Below are 21,319 nucleotides of genomic sequence, written 5' to 3'. Positions count from 1 at the left end.
AAAAGTAATTATCCCGAATTACTTATATTTATTTGCCAATCAGTTTAGTAAGCCTATCCAGCATTTCGTCCTTTTCCTTTAGCATTCTTTCATATAATGCAGTTTTTTCATTATTAAGTGTTCTGATTTCTTCTAAGGCTTCAATCCACTTTTCGGAAGTATTAATTGTAGGATTTATTTGAAATAATTGTCCAGTTGCATTATCGTTTACAGTTGTAACTGTATTTGCAATAATATTAACTGCTTGCTCGTCATCAAAATTCTGAAAAGCCTCTACAGGAATTTTAAGAGCATTTGATATTGCTTTCAATAAATCATCCTCGATCACATCTTTCTGCTCCAACATAGAAATTTTCTTTTGATTCCATTCCTCTCCTAAGTCAAATGCCAAAGCTTCCTGCTTAATTCCAAGCATTTCTCTAAAGCGTTTCACATTTCTCCCTTGATGTATTTTCTGTTCCATAGCGGTTATCAAAATTTTAAAGGCTTAAAGATAAAGCCATTTCTATTAATTCGTCTGAATTGTAAAGTTAAAAAATTATCCTGTAAAATATCCCCTCCAACGTATATTTTATTCACTAAAAGAATAGATTACTCTGTGGCAACAACAGATCTTAGTTCTCACATTTTAAAACCTATTCCTATGAAAAAGTCTAAAATATCCTTGGAATCTTTTTTCTGGTCAGCAGAAGAGATTGAAAATCCTTTTGCATTGATCGATTCATTTTTTGATTATGCAGATCTGGATTCACACAAGCAAATCTTGACAGGCGCAATGCTGTTTGTCCAAAAGAAAGAGGTCTACAGTAGTGATTATCCGGGACAGCTATTTGTTTTTTACACGGCTTTTCGCTCTTTCCTGAAAGCCTGCATACGGTTACAGCACAAAGACAAAAAGTGGAAAATAAAAGACACACCCGAAAGCTGGTCTTATCTGCATCAAGCTTCTTTATTACAGGACGAATATCTTAATCCTTTCCTTGTTTTCCAAAGAGCATTTACTGAAAAGACCATTGCCGAATTTGATTTCTTTCTTTGCGAGATCCTGCATCTGTCAGCATCTCCTTTCGTAGAAGAGTTTGTTGACATAGATTTAATAACACCGTATATCCATATGGTCAAAATGCTTGATGCAGCACAGTTGATGCGAGAGCGTGGAATCGAAAAGATCAAAAATAAAAAGATAGACGATCCCGAATAATATATCCCTTTCCGGAATAGGATATCCCTCAGTCCTTTTTCAACTTTACAAAAGATAAAATTATTGATATGAAAAATAACAAACACTTTAGCAAAGACAATCAGCTTGTAAAAACCAGAGAGCAGGCTGAGATCGCACTGGGTATTCTCGTTCAAAATTCTCGGGGAGAAGACCTTGAAACTGGGATATTCAGCCTGCGTGACCAACTGCATAATCCGAAACTTACAGAACTGCTTGATAACTATCCCGATCTGATTCAAGAATATAAATTGGAGGAATTGCTAGCAGGGAATATCGATTTCAAGAATGCAAGCTCACAAGATGTCAAGACGGCAGGTCTGCTGTCCTGCATATTATTACTCATTCATTTTTACTTTGAGGGCAAATCAAATAGTTCGGTCGAATCCAAATCCGAAACTGATAAATTGGATAATTTTAACAGCGCGCAATACATCATCAATGCAACTACTTCTGAGAAGTGCATCAATGAATTATTTCTTCTTATTTTGTCAATTGTTGGAATTGATTATTTTGAGAAGTATCAGGAAAAGATGAAAGACCATGATTTTGTTTTCAACCAGACTATCGGATATGATAACGACCCCGAGATGGATCTTCATATCGATCTGATGGTCTGGTTTGCCTTGCTTCATTTATTTATTGAGGCTATCTTTATACACTACGATAGTGATTATGAAACTAAAAACGATCAGCTATGACAACCCCAAAGAAATCTCCGTTTTTCATCCTCACCAGTGAGTTCTTGGAAAATACATTGAATCAGCTTGTACACGACCATTTAATTATTCAGATATTCTACAAGCAGGAAAAGACCTCAGCGAAATCACACCTGCTTATCTCTGTCTCCAAAAATTCAGATGCTGTAAAATTGCAGTCAAAAAGATGGGTTGCCGAAGTTAGAGAACAGTATCAGGTCTATATTTATTTCATTGATTATTCCAGAATCGAATACCAATTTTCAAAAGGTCACCCATTCATAGAATACTACTGCCAACAGTCATCAATGATCTATCAAAATGAAGACTCACTACCTTCACTATTGATAAACAGAAACTGGAAAAAATATCACAAAAAGTTCAATCGGTACGAGGATACTTTCCACCACGACCACGAGATCCATCAGTTGCAGGTCGAAAGGCTGATCGCTGAGAATTCCTATAATAGTGTCTTTACTTCCTATAAAAAACTGATCGAATATGATCTTGAATATCTAGAAGAATTATTTACCGGAAACAGGACATTCGACATTGATCTGAATATAAGGATAAATAAACTGCTGATCTACATTCCGGAACTTAAGCAATATTTTGTCAAAAAGAATCAGCACCAATATTTTATCAGTGAAATTTTTGACGAAACAAAGAAATCAATTGAAGGGGATGATTTAATCTACAATTCAGAATTGTTTGATTCATTGCGCATTATTTCGGATTCGTTATATACATTCATCTCAGTTCGATTCTACAATTTAAAGCATCTTATAAAAAAGCAATACGAGAAGATATGTAATGGTGATGAAGACCTATGTCCAATCGAGGGATCGTCAAAAGATGAAATACTTGAAAGAGCTATTGACAGAATCCTGACTTTTGCAGAATTGGAACAAATCTATTTTTTTCATCAAACAACCTATGGAGAAGTAAAAACTTACTATTTACTGCTAATTGGTCTGAATGTAAACAATGAAAAAATCAAAGCCATCACGCATTCTTTGATGAGCCTTTTTGGAACTCAATACAGGTTTTTATTGGTGGGTCACGATCGTTACTGGATTCAAAAGAATCTCCGAGAGTTCCAGAGTTTCTTTGTTTTCATTATGCAAGGTAAAAATCTCATCTATTCCTCAGATCAGTATCATCCGGAACCACATTGGGAAACGCCCCATCATCCACAGCACAATGACCTTTATTTTTATTACAAAAGCACATTGGGAAGTTCATTGCAGTTTTATAAACTGATTGATGGAGAAAAAGAAAATTATCAAGGGGTAGATAATATCTTTGCTTTATTTCTCTTGTCCTTTTGTAGAACATACATCTATGCAAAAACCTACTATCTGCCAAATTATATGACGACCGAAGCCCTTTGGCAACTATGTATCTACGCAGATAAGGACATACATAAATACCATTATCTCTTTGATCAATTCTCGTCCAACATTTTTTCTTTTACTGATTATAATATGAGCGTACATCACAGTATAGCAAAAGTTAATACTGAGAAAGCAGATCAGATGAAAATGATTGTAGACAAGTTGATGGTACAACTTAAAAAAACCATAATTGAAGGTCAATTATTGGACGGTGCAGAGATGGGATTTATATTTGAAAAAACTGATGGTTTAATTATAAATACAAATCCATGACTCGTACAAAAGAAATCAAGAATCCCGATAGAAGAGGTAATGGAATTCTTTAAAAGCGAAGGTATGGAAGTAACGCAGGAAGAAGCGGAAAAGATTATGGAATTTCTGTATAGCCTGACACTTATAGTTATCAAAAAGTATTTCGATAATGATCAGGAATAATATTCTTTTAGTGGAAATTACTACTCAAGTACGTTGCATCAAGTCAGCTTATTTAATAATAGTGGATACATTTTTTAAAATAGTAAGAGGAGGTCGGTATCAATTAGGAAACGAAGGGACAACTTGAAATACGTATTGTAATAATCTGAAACGTAGATTAAAAAAATGCTTTTGCAAGATAGCCCATTGTTTGAACAATGGGCTTTTAGTTGTCTTAAACAGCTACAAATTTTAAATATTTTTCTCATTATTCAGCGAACGTCGATAATTATTTTCCAATAATCTGATAATGTCCGATTCTCTAAAAAGTATTTTCCGTTCGAGCTTGATAAAAGGAATCAGTCCGTCATCTCTGTATTGTTGTAAAGTCCGTTTGCTGATGTGAAGCATCTTGCAGACCTGTTCGCCTGACAGGTAGATTTCCCCCTTTAGAAGTGGGTGAAAATATTCCCTGATATAAAGTAGTTCGTTTTTGATGCCAACCACAGCTTCAAGCAGGGCAAGCATATCTTCATTCGAATTTTCAATCTGTTCCATTTTTTCTGCTTTTTAATATTTGACCTGACTGCATCAGAAATTCAACATCTGTCATCTTGAAGTAATTTTTGCGATTGACCTGCGTAGCTCCGAGAATTCCTTTCACTCTATAAGTCTGCAAAGTTCTTTTACTAATGTTTAGCAATTGGCAGACTTCCTGTCCATCTAACCATTTAGTTGCCTGTTGTAGTGATTTGTAGGGAGCCGTAATTTCCGCTACCAAATTCGTAACTTCCTTTACTTCTCTATTCACTGCTTCTAAAATCTGAATATTTAGAATCGTTATTTCCATGTCTTAAGTATTTAAGACTCGAAAATAAAATCTAATTTTAAAGTACTTTCCAATGTTGTATTCGCTGGCATTATTTGTCGGACTACTGCAAAAATAGTAGGCTGTAGTATCAATCTAAAGTTTATATTCTAAGAGTGTGTTGTTGTAATTGGATTGTCTTTGTGCAATAATTACAGGCTTTTTACTAATCTATAATAGCTGAATATTTTCAATGTTTTTTAAGTCATAACATATAGCCATTAATGTGTACCAATGGTACTTTCAGTTTGGACGGATTGCTTCTGGTTTTCAAGGAATATTCTACTGAACATCCTTCCCCTATAAATATTTTATTTCTTTGGATTGGCTTCATATGATTGGGAACGTTTTGTATTATCCACCTTGACACTCAATAGAATTATTTGGCTCGCATTGACATTACAAACAAACTTGATCCTAAAACACTTTAATTTGCCTGTGCTTTTCCTTAGGTAAATTAAAAAGTTTTGAACAGATATTGTAGAAAGAATAACAAAAATATCCGATCTGAACACCAAAGAGTATTTTTCGTTATCCTTTCAGTGGCTTTCAAAGCCATATAAAATATTAATGGAATCTCATCCGCTTTTTAGAAGCGGAACATTGGGGAAAGATGGTTTCCAGAATAAAACAGATAAAAAGACAGCTAAGTTGGGAAGGACATCCCACGCAAAAGCCAGTCAAAAGCTTACGGCATAATGAAAAAGAAAAAAGCTCCGAAAAATTTTTTCTTTTTCACCCTTCGGGACTTATTCCGTTTCCTTTTGTCTCATCATTGCCCTTCCCATGTATCTGCTTTCTTTTTTTCTTCTTTTTTTCTTTTGGAAATATTTTTAGAGAATTTACCGTCATTTACAATATTTGTAGATAAAAACAATTTTGACGTATTTGATAGATTTGCCTTGACTGTCTTCTTAGCTAGATGTTGCGGAAAAAAAAGCGAAAAGAACACGATTAATTAGGCTTATACCTTTATAAATCTATTGATATGGCTTGTCCTTGCGATTCAAGCAGTACATTTCTACTTTTTTTAAGTTCTGGAAATAATTTCAGGGCTTTTTCGATGGTATAGTTGGGCAGAAAGTAAATTTTGTCACGGATAACCGTGACCAATTATTCATATCTATAAAAACAGATGAGCTCATTAATTTCCTGCTGACCAGTACGTTCTGAAATTCGGGAAATAATAGTCTATAGGCTTTCATAAAGTCCATTGCATCAATGTCGAAATCGAAAATCCAAAAAAAAGACACGTTCGAGATTTGGAACTTCATTGTTTTTTACGCTTGATTCTATACTCTAACTATTCGGTTTTTCAGCTTTGCATTATTTATTTCAACGTCTCAATGGGTGGTGCCTTATATCGTTTACTTGTATTTTGTTAATATTTCCTGCTCTTGATAACACTACTTAAAGAAGTCAGAAAATAGGTCTGTTTTTTTCATTGAAACTGGTCGTGATAGACTCTTCAAACTCCCCGAAGTGATGATCCAGTAGGTTATACAGATAGGCATAAATGGTGGTATTATTATCTCCTATTACCTGAACAATTCGCGAAAGTTTTTTGTGATGATCGGGATCGATGTGCACTGATTTTACATGCCGTGCCGTACTTTTTACATCTTTGAAAAATATTTCTTCATAATCGGGTCGGCTGTAGCTTTTTGGACGGGTGTTCCCTTTTTTAAATGGCTGTTCCTGTTCCTGTCCCTCATTTTTTTTCTTTTCCAGTATTTCTTCTGCGGAAATATCAAATCCTTCTTTTCTTACCCCGTCAACCATCAGGTTCATCATTTTTGCCTCGTCTATATCCGATTTTACTTTTTTGTTATTGTCATCCATGATTTTAATTTTATTGATTGTTATAAATTATACTATGTGATTTGAAATATTACGATACAGCTATAATTTATTTTAATTGCGACTCTGTAAATAAGTAATTCCTTCCAACAGAAAGTCCACCTGCAAAATTGTCTGTATTTTCAGCTGATAGGAGTTATATGTAACTGTGGCTACAACTTTCCGTTTGTACAGCTGAACAGTTAACTGCTCTGACAAATAACAGGATGTATGTACAAAATAAAGAAAAGGTGGCTCTAACTGGCGGTGTTTTGCATCCATTATCCTGCTTTCAAATAACTGTTATTCAATTGATCTTAGCGAAATTTGTAATATAAGCTGTGGGTTATCTCTAATTAACCTGATCTGTCCCCAAGACGGATTTTCTGAACTCCTGTTCAGAGCAAGTTATCTTTTGAGGTACTCGAAATGAATTTCCGTACCTCAAAAGCACTTGCCCTTGCAGCGGCTGGAAACGGCTCCGAAGTCGCCCGTTTGTTTAAGATTTAAAATGGATTTATTATGGAAGAAAAGAACAGTAAACAGGTTAGGAAAACAGGGAGAAAACCGAAGAACGACCCTGCGGTCAATCGGTATTCCATTAACCTGAATGCAGAGGACAACGCCAAGTTCCTTGCCCTCTTTGACCAATCGGGAATGAAAGCAGTGGCACATTTCATCACGGCTTGCATCTTTCAGAAGACGGTAAAGACCGTCAAAATTGATATGAATGCAATAGAATATCACGAAAAGCTGACCCGATTTTTTAGTCAGTTCAGGGCAATCGGAACAAATTACAATCAGGTTGTAAAGCTATTGTACCGCAATTTTTCAGAGAAAAAAGCATCCGCATACCTCTTTAAACTGGAAAAAGAAACCATTGAATTGGTAAAAGTCACTAAGGAAGTCATCCGTCTGACACAGGAATTTGAAGCAAAGTATCTGAAAAAAGAGTAAAGAAATGATTGCAAAAATCGGAAAGGGAAGCAATATGTACGGAGCGATTTTGTACAATCAGCATAAAGTGGACAATGAAAACGGAGCGGTTTTATTGCTGAACAAGATACCCGATACGGTGGACGGCAGGTATTCCGTAGCGTATTTCAATAAGTGCTTTGAGCCGTACCTGTCAGCAAACATCAAAACGGAAAAGACGGTACGCCATATTTCATTGAACCCAGACCCGAAAGACAAGGTAAACGATGAGCAGTTTACCGAAATGGCTCGCGTGTATATGGAACGTATGGGCTACGGCAATCAGCCCTATATTGTTTTCAAACATACGGACATTGACCGGACGCATATCCATATCGTTTCGACCTGTGTAGGCATTGACGGAAAGAAAATCCCCGATGATTACGACCACCCTCGTTCAATGGCAATCTGTCGGGATTTGGAACAGAAATACAACCTGCACAAAGCAACCGAGCAGGAGCAGAAACAAGCCAACAAGGTTTTCAGACCTGTGGATTACCATAAAGGCGACATAAAAAGTCAGATTGCTTCGGTAGTCCGCCATTTGCCAAAGTATTACAACTTTTCAACTATGGGTAGCTACAATGCGTTACTTTCTCTTTTCAACATCACAGCAGAAGAAGTCAAAGGCGAGAGGAACGGTCAGACCGTAAACGGATTGGTCTATGTGGCATTGGACGAGAACGGAAACAAGGCAAGCAATCCGTTCAAGGCATCGCTATTCGGAAAAGATGCAGGCGTAGCACAACTGCAAAAACACTTGGAACAGTCTAAAGAGAAAATGAAGACCAATCCTGCAAGGTCAATTTTAAAGAATACCGTTGAATTGGCTATGCACACGACAAGCAACGAAACGGATTTTAAAAAGCAATTGACCGAGCAGGGTATTAATACCCTTGTCCGCAGGAACGACAGCGGGAGGATTTACGGTATAACATTCATCGACCACGAAAGCCGTAGTGTTTGGAACGGTTCGGCATTGGATAGAAACCTGTCTGCAAATGTTTTCAACGATTGGTGGAACAACGGAAACAAACCCGAATTAAAGGTACAGGACAGCCCTGTTTCCAAAACAGATACATTGGACGATTTGCCAACAAAAGACCTTTTTGAGTTTCTTTCACAGGAACATTCGCCTAATTTCGATTTGGGATTATTCAGCCTGTTACCCAATGCACAGGGCGAGGACTACGAAGAAGAACAGTTTGCCAACCGAATGAAGAAGAAAAAGAAGAAAGGCAGGAGGTTGTGAAAATATCTGTTATAGCTCGCATCTGTCCGTTTGAATTTCATAACTTTGTAAAATGAAACGCAAGGAAACAATAAAGGAATTTCACACCAATCACGGACAGGAGTATTCAAAAACAGGACAATTCAACATATACCGCAGGGAGGAATTTGCGTGCGACAGTACATCGCTACCGCCTAACCGCAGGGATTTTTATAAAATCTCGATGACTACAAAAGGAACAGGTATTTTGAGCTATGCCGACAAATCCATACAGATAGACAAGCCCTCTATTACGTTTCTTAATCCGCTTATTCCCTATTCGTGGCAACCGACTTCGGAAAACCAAGCAGGATATTTCTGCCTTTTCACTGAAGACTTTGTAAGCCCGACCCTGAAAAATGAAAATCTTTCGCAATCGGCATTGTTCAAAGTTGGGGGCAATCACATATTTTTCCCCGGTAAAGAAAGTTTAAAACTTTTGGAAAGTGTTTTTGAAAATATGATGCGTGAAATACGCTCGGAATACGCCAATAAGTACGACTTATTGAGAAGCTATGTGCAAATCATTATGCACGAAGCTATGAAGATGCAACCGCCCGAAACTTTTTATCAGCCCGTCAATGCTTCGGAGCGTATCACCACATTGTTTTTAGAATTGTTGGAGCGACAATTTCCCATTGATGCCCCAAGCCAAACGCTGCAACTTAAAACAGCAAACGAGTTTGCCGGACAGCTCAACGTTCATACCAATACATTAAACAGGGCTTTGAAAGAAAGCACGGGCAAAACTACAACAGAATGGATTGCCGAAAGAATAACTAAAGAAGCTAAAGCATTATTACAATTCAGCAATTGGGATATTGCAGAAATAGCGTTTAGCTTAGGCTTTGAGCATTCGTCAAACTTTATCATCTTTTTTAAGAAGCAAACGGAGGTAACGCCTTTGCAGTTTAGGAAAGAAATAGGAGCAAATGTTGTTTAGACAGGAGATTTTGAATTTTATTACATAGGACGTTCAGCAGAAATAAATTCTCCCTTTTCTTTCACAACTCTATTTCCCCATTTTGTGATTGCTTCCAAAACAGGAACAATACTTTTGCCGAAATCGGTTAAACTGTAAATGACTTTTACAGGCGGTTTTTTGCCGTGAACTTTTCTTAAAACAAGACCATCTTTTTCTAATTGTTTCAACTGTAAACTTAAAGTCATTTCGGTAACAGACGGTATTTCTTTACGAAGTTCGTTATATCTCTTTGCTTCATCTTTTAAATGATAAAGGATTACAGCTTTCCATTTACCACCTACTAAATCCATTGTCAGGCTTACCGTGCAAGGATAAGTTTTACCATTCAATTTCACGAAATCGCCTATACATTCTGTTTTCATTTTACTATTTTTTTTTCAGTCTATCCATTTCGATAGTTATTGCAAATGTAATTTACTAAAATTAGTTTTGCAACTAAAATTATTATAGTATGGCATTAGTTATTTTAGCACACCCGAATTTCGATAAGTCTTTTGCTAACAAAACGATTATTGAAGAACTACAAAAAAGTGATTTGGAATTGGAAATCCGAAACATTCACGACCTCTATCCCGATTATAAAATCGATGTGGAAGCTGAACAGGAAGCGTTATTGCGACATCAGACAATCGTTTTCCAATATCCCTTTTATTGGTATAGTATGCCTGCCATTTTGAAACATTGGTTTGACGAAGTGTTTTTACATCAGTTTGCTTACGGCTCGAAAGGCGACAAGTTGAAAGACAAAAATTTTGTACCGAGTTTTACCGTGGGTTCATCGGAAAGCAGTTATAAAACATTGGGCTTTCAGCATTTCAGAGTATATGAATTTTGCAAACATTTGGAACAGACCGCTTACCATACACAGATGAATTATATCGACCCGATTTATTTTCACGGAACTTCTTTGGTTGCAGGTTATACAGAGGAAGAAGTAAAGAACAGGGCAAAAGACCACACAAAAAGACTGATTGAAGCATTACAAGAACTTGGATAAAGTTCCTGTAATGCAGCAAACTTTAAATCATCTTCTTATGTTTCTCTCCCCATACTTCCAACTGTTCCAATATCGGTATAAGTTGAATTGCACTTTTGGTTAGTTCGTATTCCACACGTGGCGGAACTTCCGCATAAACTGTTCGGGTTATCAATTTATTTTCTTCCATTTTTCGGAGCTGTAACGTTAGCATACGTTCGGTTATATTAGGGATACGTTTTTTCAGTTCACCAAAACGTAGTTTTCCCTTTGCCAAATGGCAACAGATAGCCAATGTCCATTGTCCGCCAATAAGGTTCGTAGCATAAATTTGAGAACATTCTGAACCTAACTGTTGCCTGTTCTCATAGTTGACAGAACTCTCTTTTACTTTACTCATACTTACATTTTTGTTAGTACTATACAATTTGTTGCAAAGATACAAAATGGACAGTTGCGTATGTGGATTAACACTGTAAAATTTCAATACAGATAATATGCAGAAAACATAAATCTATTTTGGAACATTCGGTTTAATATTATATCTTTGCATCCGATATGCCGAGAAATAAAGAGTTTGACTATAACGAAAAATTAGAAACTGTGCGTAACCTTTTTTGGAAAAAGGGATACAATGCTACTTCTATGCACGATATAGTCGCTACGATGAATTTGAACAGAAGTAGTATTTACGATACTTACGGCAACAAACACGATTTGTTTCTGAAATGCCTATCCAATTACGCTTCTTTCAAAGAAAGGCAATATTTGGAAGCCTCAAAAGTAAAGGGAAAAGCCATTGAAGCATTGGAATACGTTATCCGAGATGTAGTTAATCAGACTTTGGCAGATGACAAGGCGTGTCTGATTGTGAACACCATTTTTGAGGTTGCTCCTGCGGACAAGGAAGTGAAAAACCTCCTCCAAAAAAGCGGAAATGCCTTGCAATCCATTTTGGAAAACCTGATTGCACAAGCAAAAAAAGACGGAGATATTAAAAGCCAAACTTCTGCCTTAGTGATTGCCCGATATATTCTCGCTTCGTTCAGTAGTTATTGGAGCCATTATATTTTGAACCAAAATAAGCAGGAAGTATTGGAAATGGTGGACTTTTTGACGGAACAAATAAAACGGTAAAAATTTTTTTTGTTCTATTTTGGAACGATTGGTTTAAAATAAATTAAATACAAAAACAATATGAGAAAACAAGCAAGAACGATTTTAGCTTTTGCGATCTTGATGACAAGCGGAGAAGTCTTTGCACAAAAAATAAGCAACAATAAAGAAAAAATTATGACAAATAATTCAGAGCAAAACGAGCAACTTCGGGTTGCAAAATCTTATTACGAGAAAATCAATAGCGGAGATTTTAATGACGACAGTTATTTTGACCTTTTTACGGAAGATGTGAAAATTTTCTATCCGAAATTTGGTTTTGCGGAGGGAAAATTGGGAGTTAAGAAATTCGGACAACAGGTGCGAAATCTGTTCAATAACTTGACTTTTGAGTTGGACAAATTCAACTTTATCGTAACCGATAACACTATTGTAGTGGAGGGCGTAGAGATAGGTGCAATCCACACAGGAGCGGTTTTTCCCGACAATGAGATTTCATTTGGAAAATTTTGCACGGTCTTTGAATTTGAGGGAAACCGTATTAAAAGAATGTATTGCTACGTTGACCCAGACCACGCAGGACAGGATAAAGAAGTTGTGGATTTGTTGAAAAGTGAAAACAAAAATTTAATAGAAATAGAGCATAAAACAATTGAAGCCGAAACCAAAAAAGTTGTTGATGAATTTTACGAAATTCAATCGGGTAAAAAACAGGGAAGTTTAGCAGATTTGTTTGCCGATATGGTAGATTTTGATTTGCCAGGAAATAAAGAAAAGTTTCCGTGGACTGGAAAACGACAAACCAAAAAAGAAGTTGAGGATTATTTCAAAGTTTTATATCAAAACATCAAATCCTTAAAATTTGATGTGGAGTATATCGCCATAAATGGCGAAAATGCAGTAGCAGTCGGTCAATTATCATCAGTTATTCTAAAATACAATAAAGTATTTAATGCTCAATTTGTCAATATTTTTAAAATCCGCAACGGTAAAATCGTAAAATACCATTTTATGGAAGACAGCTACCGATTGAACGAGGAAATGAAATAAACAAATTAAAACATACACCAGGAAACATCCAAATCAATACTTACATTTTTGTTAGTACCATACAATAAGTTGCAAAGGCACGAAATCGAATGTAGCCTATGTAATTTTGTGGTGTAATTTTAAAATCAAATAAAAAATGTTAAAACAAATCTTATCAACTATAGCTTGCGTAATAGCGTTAAACAGCCTCGCACAAAATACTAAACTTGAAAAGAGTATTGATGATTTATCTGCCCGATTGGTAAACGCAAAAGAAGTTTCGGGAGTGAATGTATTATTGCTCAAAGACGGCGAAGTGATTTATAACAAAGCCTTTGGCTATGCCGATGTTAGCACAAAACAACCTTTAAAAACCGATAACATTTTTCGCATTGCTTCTCAGACCAAAGCGATAACGAGCATAGCGGTTATGATGCTTTACGAAAAAGGAAAAATCCTGTTGGACGACCCGATTTCAAAATATATTCCTCAATTCAAAAATCCGCAGGTGCTTGACAAATTTAATCCTACCGACAGCAGTTATACAACTGTTCCTGCACAAAGGGAAGTTACTATTAGAGATTTGTTACGCCATACTTCGGGTATTGATTATCCGCTAATTTCCGATGATACAAGAATGCAGGCAATATACGCCAAGGCAGGAGCGGTAACGGGTATTGGAAGCAAAGGTACGTTGAAAGAAAAAATGGAATTGCTTGCCAAACAGCCATTGCGACACCACCCTAATACAGCTTTCACTTACGGTCTGAATACAGACGTTTTAGGGTATTTGGTAGAAGTTGTCAGCGGAGTTCCATTAGACAAATTTTTCCAAACTTACATATTTGAACCGTTACAGATGACCGATACACAGTTTAAAATCCCACAGGATAAGGCTGACCGTTTGGTTTCCGTCTCGGAGAAAACGGATAAAGATTTTGCAAAAGTTAATCATACGATTTATGAAAATAGTAGCCCTGATTATCCACTGGAAGACGGAATATACTTGTCTGGTGGAGCAGGTTTGTCTTCTACGACTGCCGACTATGCAAAATTCTTACAGATGCTGTTGAACAAAGGCACTTACAATGGAAAACGGATTTTAGGTGCAAAAACCGTTGAACTGATGACTACCAACCAACTTTCAAATCAAGTAATTTTAAAAGGCGACCCCGATTTCCGTTTCGGATTAGGTTTTGAATTGGTTACTGAAGAAAACAAATTTTCTAAATCCCCAAGTATCGGTACTTTTTCTTGGAGTGGAGCTTTCAGTACACACTACTGGGCAGATCCCAAAGAAAATATCATTGGATTGGTCTTTACACAGGAGTATTTCCGCCCCAATCATAATGATTTGGGTACATTGTATAAAAATGTGGTGTATGCAAATATGGATACATCCGACTTTTATTAAAAAAACAGATAGTTGAAAATCATTACAATATGAAAACATTGATAATCATTGTTCACCCCGATATAGAGCGTTCGGTAATTAATAAGAGGTGGATTGAAGAATTAAGCAAGCATCCCGATAAATATGATGTTCATCAATTGCACAAGGTTTATCCCGATGATCAAATTGATGTATTGGCAGAACAAAAACTGATAGAGCAATACGATAAAATTGTATTTCAGTTTCCTTTTTATTGGTTCAATTGCCCGCCATTCTTAAAGAAATGGCTGGATGATGTGCTTACCTATGGGTGGGCGTATGGAAGCAAGAGCGGTTATAAGGTTTCGGGCAAGAAAATCGCTTTGGCGATGTCTGTTGGAATAGATGAACACGAGTATAACACAACGGGGAAATACAAATATACTATGGCTGAACTGACCCGACCTTTTGAACTGACTTTTGAGTATGTAAAAGCCGATTACAAACCGTTCTTTGCCTATTATGGAATTGAGCTGAACAGCACAGAGGAATGGATTGAGAAAAGTGTATCTCCTTATTTGGATTTTTTAAATTCTTTATAACAGTGCAAGAGTTCTGATTGTCTATACTTATCTCATAACCATTTGTTTGATTTGCATAACTTTTTAAAAAGCATCGGAGCGAACTTTGTACCGTAATAAAAATTAAGAATTATGGTTCAGGAAAATTTAAAAGGAAAAGTTGCCCTAATCACAGGTGGTGCAACGGGCATAGGCTTGGCTTCTGCAAAACTGTTTTTACAAAAAGGTGCAAAAGTTGTTATTGCGGGACGCAGGCAGGAACTTGGTGAAACTGCTCTTACTGAATTGCAAAAAATAAGTTCCGATATCCATTTCGTAAAAACTGATGTTTCCAAAAGCGAGGAAGTAAAACATCTTATCACTGAAACTGTTCGCATCTTTGGCAGGCTCGATATTGCTTTTAACAATGCAGGTGTTGAGGGACATTTTGCACCGATTGATGAAACACCCGAAGAAGAATTTGATAATGTTGTAGGCATCAATGTCAAAGGCACTTGGCTATCCTGCAAATACGAAATTGAACAGTTCAAAAAACAAGGCACTGGCGGAACAATCGTAAACACTTCATCTTGGCTTTCAAGAGGAGCTTTTGGAGGTTCAGGAGTGTACTCAGCAAGTAAAGCCGCCGTGGACGGATTGGTTCGGGTTTTGGCTGTTGAAGCTGCACAATCAGGGATAAGAATTAACAGTATTCAGCCTGGCTACATTCAAACCCCGATGTTTGACCGTTTTTATCCTTTTCCTAAAGAAGAAGCTGATAGACTAAAAGAACCAACAAAAAGGCACGCTCCAATGGGTCGTTTTGGAAACCCTGAAGAAGTTGCCGAATTGGTGGTCTGGTTGAGTAGTCCGTCTGCCTCCTTTGTTACAGGAGAAAGTATTTTGGTAGACGGTGGATTGACTATCGGAGGACAACGTTATTAATTTCAAATTCCATTCAAAAGATTATGCAAGCAATACAATTAGAAAACTACGGCATAGAAAATCTGAAATTAACCGAAGTTCCAACTCCCGAAGTTGGCGAAAATGAGGTTTTGGTAAGAACTACCGCCGTTTCGCTCCAATACCTTGACTTACTTACAGTAGAAAACAGCAATGGCTTAAATATTCCGCTTCCGTTCATTCCTGTTTCAGAGGGTGTGGGCGTGGTAGAAAGCGTTGGGAAGAATGTAACACGGTGGAAAAAAGGCGACCGTGTGCTTATTCCTTTCGTTACCCATTGGGAAGCAGGGAGAACAACGCCTTATCACAATGCTTTGAGAACAGGTGTACAGACTTCGGGAACATTGGCAGAGTTTACCGTACAGCCCGAAAATACATTGGTACGTACCCCTCAAAACCTTACCGATGAAGAAGCTACATCGCTATCTGTTGCAGGTTTGACCGCTTGGGCAATGCTCGTAACACAAGCTGATATTAAAGCAGGGCAGACCATTTTGGTACAGGGAAGCGGTGGTGTTTCCTTATCTGCCCTGCAAATCGCGAAGATGTCGGGACTGAAAGTCATCGCCACCACAGGAAGCAAGGAAAAAGAGCAAAAGCTAAAAGATTTGGGAGCTGATGAAGTCATCAATTATAAAGACTTTCCCCAGTGGAGCAATGAAGTAAAACGGCTGAACAACGGCACAGGCGTAGATATTACGCTCGATGTGGCAGGAAACGAAACCATTGAGCAAAGTATTCTTTCCGTTAAGGAACACGGTTTTATAGGCTTGGTTGGTTTTATGTCGGGCAGTAAACTGTCTTTTGATGTGTTCCCGCTCATTATGAACTATATCCGCCTACAAGGCTATTCCGTAGGCAATGCACAAGAATTGGGCGATTTGGTAAATGCCATTGAAAAGAATAACCTTAAACCTGCCATTGATAGTGTTTATAGCATAGAGCAAACACAGGAAGCATTTCAAAAATTGAAATCGGGAAAGGTTTTCGGTAAAGTAGTCATCAAATTTTAAGGCAATGAAAGTAAGGAATATATTAACGGTAGTCTTTATCTGCATCGGATTAAGCAGCTTTTCGCAACAAATTATCAACGGCTTTGCAACGCCTGAAAGCGTAACATCAGACGGCAAGCGTTTTTTTGTTTCCAATCAGGGACAGGATTTCAGTAGCAGGGATAGTGACGGATTTATCAGCGAAATTTCTCCAGACGGTAAGCTGATAGAATTGAAGTTTGCCCCGACCAAAGGCGTATTACACGCTCCCAAAGGGATGACGATTGAAAACGGCATCTTATACGTAGCAGACTTGGAACGTGTAGTAGGCTTTGACATCAGTACCCGAAAAACAGTTTTTGAACTCGTTATTCCACAGGCTACCGTACTGAATGATATTTGCCGTTTGGAAAATGGATTTATCGGTATTACGGACACCTATTCGGGCAATATTTACAAAGTGAATACCCGAACAAAGTCGTTTGAAATCATTGGAAATATCTCTGCCGTAAACGGCATTTCGTTCAATAAAAGCACCAACCAGATTGCGGTTTGCACCAATGGGAAAATGCTGGGCGAGGGTTCGGTTTACATCAAAACAGGCAACGAAGATTTTCGGCAATTGCCTAATATTTCCAATGGCTTTTTTGATGGCATCGAATGGATAGATGATACCCATTTATTGATTTCGGATTGGGTAACATTTCCCACCAAAGGTTATGGCAAATTGTGGATTTACGATTTAAAAAATCAGCAAGCTGAAATGTTGCTGACCGAAGAAAGCATAGCAGATATTTTTTATAATCCTGCCACGCAAAAAATCTATATGCCCCAAATGCTGAAAAACAAAGTAATCATCACAGATAAAAAAGAATTGGAAATGAACCATAAGCAACAATACAACAAACTATATCAATACGGTGTGGCAGATGCTTTTGTAGGCGGTCTGTACAAAGGGACTTTGCCATTGAAAGAACTGAAATTTAAAGGAGATTTCGGTTTGGGAGCTCCCGATATGCTGGATGGCGAATTGACGATGTTGGACGGGAAAGTATATCAGACCAAAGCCACAGGCGAAACCGTTGAACCGGACGATAACTTTAAAACGTCAATGTTGTTTACCACATTCTTTAAAGCCGATACCGTAATCACTATTGAAAATCCCATTGGAGAAAAAGCCCTTTGGGAGCAGATAAGCAAAGAACTGAAAAATAAAAATGCGATGTATGCCATTAAAATAACAGGAAAGTTCGACCATATAAAAACAAGGGCGTTTCCCCCTATAAAGGATGAGCCATTTCCCGTTATTACTTCAATTTTTAACACCCAAAAGTTTTTTGAATTTTCAAATACACAAGGCACATTAATCGGTTATCATCTGCCCGAATATCTTAACGGTATCAACAGTAAAGGTTTTCATTTTCATTTTCTTTCATCGGACAAATCACAAGGCGGACACGTTTTGGATTTTACAGGGAAAGACCTAAAAATTGAGATTGCAGAAGTGAAAAGCTTTGAATTGGAAATACCGACAGATAAAGACTTTCAGAATTTCAAATTTGACACCAAAGACAATGAAGCACTAAAGCGTGTGGAGCAGGGGAAGTAAGAAATATATTCTGTACAAATCATATAAATTAAAGAAATCTAAAGGTTATTCCGATGAATGACCTTTAGATATTTCTGTTTAATAAGCAATAAAAAAACTAATCTGAATGGCATCATCATTAAATCATATTATCTCGGAGATACAGCGAAAAGAAAAAGCTATTTCGCTCACTTCCCCCAATGAGATTGATGAAGCATACCAAATGACCATATACCTGAAAGAATATTTATGGTCTATAAGAGAGGATGTTACGAAACAGGGCTTTAAAAACCAATGGGAGGAAATCAATTTTTTTCGCAACATTAAGCCATATATCCTCTCCAAACTCATTTACCACAATAAGATATTTCGAATACAGACCGCTTGTCCCGTTGACGGAGGAAAGATGTATGCCAGTTATTTTTCAGAACAATTGCAGGAATTAAAACAGGAATACAGGGAGCATATCTACAATTCAGATTTTTACAGATATTATCGTTCAGGAAGAACCGACCGTGATGAAACCTACTTTAGATTGGGCAACATCAATTTCCACGATGGGCTAAATAGTTTTGTCTTTGAAATTGACCCGTTGTTTTCAACCTACTATGATAACAAAGTGGCTCGGATAATAGCAAATGAGCTACTCTATACCTACATACTCCAAAAAATCAACAATGATGAAATAGCAGGCTCTCTTTCTACAAACAGTATCTCATCTGACGGTATCCTTTGGACGGATACCAAAAATGCCTTAATAGAGCTGATTTATGCGCTGTATGCGAATGGCTCACTTTCCTACGGTAAAATAGGAATACGAAAAGTCAGTTTGGCTTTAGAAAGACTGTTTCAGATTACCTTAGGGGATTTACACAATTCTTTTCATCGAATGAAATATCGAGCCGGCTCCCGAACGTCATTTTTAGACCAATTGAAATCTTCTTTGGAAGAATATATGGACAAAGATTTATAGAGGACTACTTCGCAAACCAACCATTAAATTGCCATAGGCAATAAATAGACACCCTTGAAATATTTGTGTAAGTTTGTATAACTAAGTAATAGAAATAGTTATGGCAAACACTATCGAACAAATCAGCATTGCGTTTATCAATGATAAAAGCCCGATTATAGATATAATCTGCAACAACCTTGTAGCTTCAGGAATTGATATACTGTTCCGTTCGGAAAGTATTGAGAACGGACTATCTCAATTATCAGCATTAGAAGAATTGCCCCAAGTTTGTATCGTTGACCTTGATTTTTTCGATAGCAAGGTATTGACACAGCTCCACGAACTAAAAGCAAAATATCCAAACTTAAATCTTATTGCCCATAGTGACGATGATAGCGAGGAAGCTGTAATATCTCTTTTAAAAATCGGAGTTAGCGGTTATCTGGTCATCGGTAGTGATGCAGACGATTTTAAGAAAGCAATCATAGGTGCTTGCAATGGCAAAAGATATTTTAGTGCAGAAATAATAACAATTGCACAGGAATATTTCAGCAACAAAGAAACAGTCTAACTCAACTGTTTTTTCTATTGCGTTGTAGGTAAAGTTTGGACAAAAAAAATGTATATTTGCAATGAGCGAACGGAAACACGTTGAAATACAAAGCAACAAGCACCGTTACCAAATCGTTACCTGACTTCTTTGATTATCCCCATAAGAGCCTTATATTCAACTAAAAGGGCTTTTTCCTGAAAACTTTAAAATAAAAAAGGACGTAGTTGCGGTACGTCCTTTTTAATTGAAAAGTATGTATTAGAATTGTGCAGCTTCCGTACTTTCAGCCATCGCTGTAGTAGAGGAAGCACCTTGTTGCACGGTATTTTGTACGTAATCGAAATATTGAGTTCCGACGAAAGATTGGTGTTTTACTGCTGCAAAACCATCTTCTTGTAAAGTGAATTCTCTTTCTTGTAATTCCGAATAACCTGCCATTCCTTTGGCTTTGTATGCCTTTGATAATTCGAACATAGAAGTGTTCATCGCATGAAAACCAGCTAAAGTGATGAATTGGAATTTGTATCCCATTTCAGCCAAATCTTCTCGGAAAGTTTCCATTTGGGCAGCAGTCAAATGTTTTGCCCAATTAAACGATGGTGAACAATTGTAAGCCAGCAATTGATTTGGATATTTTTCTCGGATTGCTTGTGCAAATTCTCTTGCCATTCCTAAATCAGGATTAGAGGTTTCCATCCAAATTAAATCTGCATAAGGTGCATAACTTAATCCGCGATCAATTCCTTGTTCCAAACCATTTTTAACATTGTAAAATCCTTCAGAAGTTCTACTTCCGGGAAGAATAAAACGCAAATCTCTTTCATCAATATCCGATGTAATTAAATTTGCGGCTTCTGCATCTGTACGCGCAACTAATAGCGTAGGAGTCCCACAAACATCTGCTGCCAAACGTGCTGCTACCAATTTGTTAATCGCTTCTTGTGTCGGAACTAAAACTTTACCGCCAAGATGACCGCATTTTTTTGCTGATGACAATTGATCTTCAAAATGAACACCGGCTACACCTGCTTCAATCATTTGTTTCATCAATTCATAGGCATTCAGATTTCCTCCGAAACCAGCCTCAGCATCAGCCACAATCGGAACCATATACTCGATATTTCCTTGTTCTGTTACAGACTGAATTTCATCACGGCGGCGTAATGCATTGTTGATACGTTTAACCACCATCGGAACAGAATTTGCAGGATACAACGATTGATCCGGATACATTTCTGCTGATAGATTAGCATCTGCTGCAACCTGCCATCCCGAAAGATAAATCGCATCTAATCCGGCTTGCACCTCTTGGATGGCTTGGTTACCGTTTAAAGCACCTAAACCGGCCATGAAAGGTTTCGAATTTAATCCTTTCCAAAGTTTCTCTGCACCTAATTTTGCTAAAGTGTAATCGATGTCCAAAGAACCTCTCAGTCGAATAACATCTGCTGCTGAATAAGGACGAATGACTTCTTTCCAACGAGGATTTGTATCCCAATCCTGTTGAATTTTCTGAATTCTTTCTTGATTGCTCATAATTGTGTTTTTGT

At 37.2% G+C, this 21,319-nt stretch carries 23 protein-coding genes; 16 read left to right on the top strand and 7 right to left on the bottom strand.

Going from position 1 to position 21,319, the window contains the following annotated elements; genetic code table 11:
• Positions 1 to 28 precede the first annotated feature (28 nt).
• A complete protein-coding gene (locus tag H277_RS0105235) occupies positions 29 to 463 on the bottom strand; it encodes a helix-turn-helix domain-containing protein (RefSeq protein ID WP_019974534.1) in 435 nt (144 codons plus the stop codon).
• Between the two features lie 180 nt (positions 464 to 643).
• On the opposite strand from H277_RS0105235, the gene H277_RS18670 reads away from it, so the two are divergent.
• The 3 genes from H277_RS18670 (at position 644) to H277_RS0105220 (ending at position 3,587) form a co-directional block, all read left to right on the top strand.
• On the top strand, positions 644 to 1,201 hold the full coding sequence (locus H277_RS18670) for a hypothetical protein (protein WP_033422586.1): 558 nt from the start codon (positions 644 to 646) through the stop codon (positions 1,199 to 1,201).
• Between the two features lie 68 nt (positions 1,202 to 1,269).
• Complete coding sequence (locus H277_RS0105225) at positions 1,270 to 1,920, top strand: hypothetical protein (protein WP_019974532.1); 651 nt, start codon at positions 1,270 to 1,272, stop codon at positions 1,918 to 1,920.
• Positions 1,917 to 3,587, top strand: coding sequence for a hypothetical protein (locus H277_RS0105220; protein ID WP_019974531.1), 1,671 nt, complete (start codon positions 1,917 to 1,919; stop codon positions 3,585 to 3,587). Before H277_RS0105225 ends, H277_RS0105220 begins: the two co-directional genes overlap by 4 nt.
• Positions 3,588 to 3,980: 393 nt before the next feature.
• Here the strand turns inward: H277_RS0105220 and H277_RS0105215 are convergent, their stop codons facing one another.
• The 3 genes from H277_RS0105215 to H277_RS0105200 all read right to left on the bottom strand — a co-directional run bounded on the left by H277_RS0105215 (position 3,981) and on the right by H277_RS0105200 (position 6,438).
• Positions 3,981 to 4,286, bottom strand: a complete 306-nt coding sequence (locus tag H277_RS0105215) for a helix-turn-helix domain-containing protein (RefSeq protein ID WP_019974530.1) — start codon at positions 4,284 to 4,286, stop codon at positions 3,981 to 3,983.
• Positions 4,273 to 4,578: a helix-turn-helix domain-containing protein gene (locus tag H277_RS0105210; RefSeq protein ID WP_019974529.1), complete on the bottom strand. Its 306-nt coding sequence runs from the start codon at positions 4,576 to 4,578 to the stop codon at positions 4,273 to 4,275. Before H277_RS0105210 ends, H277_RS0105215 begins: the two co-directional genes overlap by 14 nt.
• 1,437 nt (positions 4,579 to 6,015) lie before the next feature.
• Positions 6,016 to 6,438: a DUF3408 domain-containing protein gene (locus H277_RS0105200; RefSeq protein WP_019974527.1), complete on the bottom strand. Its 423-nt coding sequence runs from the start codon at positions 6,436 to 6,438 to the stop codon at positions 6,016 to 6,018.
• 519 nt (positions 6,439 to 6,957) lie between these two features.
• Here H277_RS0105200 and mobA point away from each other — a divergent pair.
• From mobA to H277_RS0105185, 3 genes are read left to right on the top strand one after another with little or no spacing between them, the layout of a single operon-like run.
• Positions 6,958 to 7,392 carry a conjugal transfer protein MobA gene (gene mobA / locus H277_RS0105195; protein ID WP_019974526.1) on the top strand — a complete coding sequence of 145 codons (435 nt, stop codon included), beginning with the start codon at positions 6,958 to 6,960 and terminating at the stop codon, positions 7,390 to 7,392.
• A 4-nt stretch (positions 7,393 to 7,396) separates the two neighbouring features.
• The gene (gene mobB, locus H277_RS0105190) at positions 7,397 to 8,662 is read left to right on the top strand and encodes a conjugal transfer protein MobB (protein ID WP_019974525.1); all 1,266 of its coding nucleotides are present in this window, start codon (positions 7,397 to 7,399) and stop codon (positions 8,660 to 8,662) included.
• Between the two features lie 52 nt (positions 8,663 to 8,714).
• A complete protein-coding gene (locus H277_RS0105185) occupies positions 8,715 to 9,623 on the top strand; it encodes an AraC family transcriptional regulator (protein WP_019974524.1) in 909 nt (302 codons plus the stop codon).
• Positions 9,624 to 9,643: 20 nt separating this feature from the next.
• Here H277_RS0105185 and H277_RS0105180 read toward each other — a convergent pair whose 3' ends face one another.
• On the bottom strand, positions 9,644 to 10,027 hold the full coding sequence (locus tag H277_RS0105180; RefSeq protein WP_019974523.1) for a winged helix-turn-helix transcriptional regulator: 384 nt from the start codon (positions 10,025 to 10,027) through the stop codon (positions 9,644 to 9,646).
• 89 nt (positions 10,028 to 10,116) lie between these two features.
• On the opposite strand from H277_RS0105180, the gene H277_RS0105175 reads away from it, so the two are divergent.
• On the top strand, positions 10,117 to 10,662 hold the full coding sequence (locus tag H277_RS0105175) for an NAD(P)H-dependent oxidoreductase (protein WP_019974522.1): 546 nt from the start codon (positions 10,117 to 10,119) through the stop codon (positions 10,660 to 10,662).
• A 22-nt stretch (positions 10,663 to 10,684) separates the two neighbouring features.
• Here H277_RS0105175 and H277_RS0105170 read toward each other — a convergent pair whose 3' ends face one another.
• Positions 10,685 to 11,041, bottom strand: a complete 357-nt coding sequence (locus H277_RS0105170; RefSeq protein ID WP_019974521.1) for a winged helix-turn-helix transcriptional regulator — start codon at positions 11,039 to 11,041, stop codon at positions 10,685 to 10,687.
• 158 nt (positions 11,042 to 11,199) lie between these two features.
• Here H277_RS0105170 and H277_RS0105165 point away from each other — a divergent pair, with 158 nt between their 5' ends.
• The 9 genes from H277_RS0105165 (at position 11,200) to H277_RS0105125 (ending at position 19,787) form a co-directional block, all read left to right on the top strand.
• Complete coding sequence (locus tag H277_RS0105165) at positions 11,200 to 11,778, top strand: TetR/AcrR family transcriptional regulator (RefSeq protein WP_019974520.1); 579 nt, start codon at positions 11,200 to 11,202, stop codon at positions 11,776 to 11,778.
• A gap of 60 nt (positions 11,779 to 11,838) precedes the next feature.
• Positions 11,839 to 12,807, top strand: coding sequence for a nuclear transport factor 2 family protein (locus H277_RS19655; protein WP_019974519.1), 969 nt, complete (start codon positions 11,839 to 11,841; stop codon positions 12,805 to 12,807).
• 136 nt (positions 12,808 to 12,943) lie between these two features.
• Entirely contained in the window at positions 12,944 to 14,200 is a 1,257-nt protein-coding gene (locus H277_RS0105155; RefSeq protein WP_019974518.1) for a serine hydrolase domain-containing protein, read from the top strand.
• Positions 14,201 to 14,229: 29 nt separating this feature from the next.
• Positions 14,230 to 14,760 (top strand): NAD(P)H-dependent oxidoreductase, encoded by a 531-nt coding sequence (locus H277_RS0105150; protein WP_019974517.1) that lies wholly within the window; start codon positions 14,230 to 14,232, stop codon positions 14,758 to 14,760.
• Positions 14,761 to 14,871: 111 nt separating this feature from the next.
• Positions 14,872 to 15,663 carry an SDR family NAD(P)-dependent oxidoreductase gene (locus tag H277_RS0105145; RefSeq protein WP_019974516.1) on the top strand — a complete coding sequence of 264 codons (792 nt, stop codon included), beginning with the start codon at positions 14,872 to 14,874 and terminating at the stop codon, positions 15,661 to 15,663.
• Positions 15,664 to 15,686: 23 nt separating this feature from the next.
• Positions 15,687 to 16,694, top strand: a complete 1,008-nt coding sequence (locus H277_RS0105140) for a zinc-dependent alcohol dehydrogenase family protein (protein ID WP_019974515.1) — start codon at positions 15,687 to 15,689, stop codon at positions 16,692 to 16,694.
• 211 nt (positions 16,695 to 16,905) lie between these two features.
• A complete protein-coding gene (budA, locus tag H277_RS20485; protein WP_244874880.1) occupies positions 16,906 to 18,282 on the top strand; it encodes an acetolactate decarboxylase in 1,377 nt (458 codons plus the stop codon).
• A gap of 106 nt (positions 18,283 to 18,388) precedes the next feature.
• Positions 18,389 to 19,234, top strand: a complete 846-nt coding sequence (locus H277_RS0105130; RefSeq protein ID WP_019974513.1) for an RteC domain-containing protein — start codon at positions 18,389 to 18,391, stop codon at positions 19,232 to 19,234.
• 100 nt (positions 19,235 to 19,334) lie between these two features.
• Positions 19,335 to 19,787: a response regulator gene (locus H277_RS0105125; RefSeq protein ID WP_019974512.1), complete on the top strand. Its 453-nt coding sequence runs from the start codon at positions 19,335 to 19,337 to the stop codon at positions 19,785 to 19,787.
• 240 nt (positions 19,788 to 20,027) lie between these two features.
• On the opposite strand, the gene aceA is transcribed toward H277_RS0105125, so the two are convergent.
• Positions 20,028 to 21,305 (bottom strand): isocitrate lyase, encoded by a 1,278-nt coding sequence (aceA, locus tag H277_RS0105120; protein ID WP_019974511.1) that lies wholly within the window; start codon positions 21,303 to 21,305, stop codon positions 20,028 to 20,030.
• Positions 21,306 to 21,319 lie beyond the last annotated feature (14 nt).

Origin of the sequence: Empedobacter brevis NBRC 14943 = ATCC 43319, from assembly GCF_000382425.1 — a bacterium.
Taxonomy (GTDB): domain Bacteria; phylum Bacteroidota; class Bacteroidia; order Flavobacteriales; family Weeksellaceae; genus Empedobacter; species Empedobacter brevis.
Note: the sequence above shows the minus strand (reverse complement) of the source record. Positions and strands in the feature narration are given on the sequence as shown.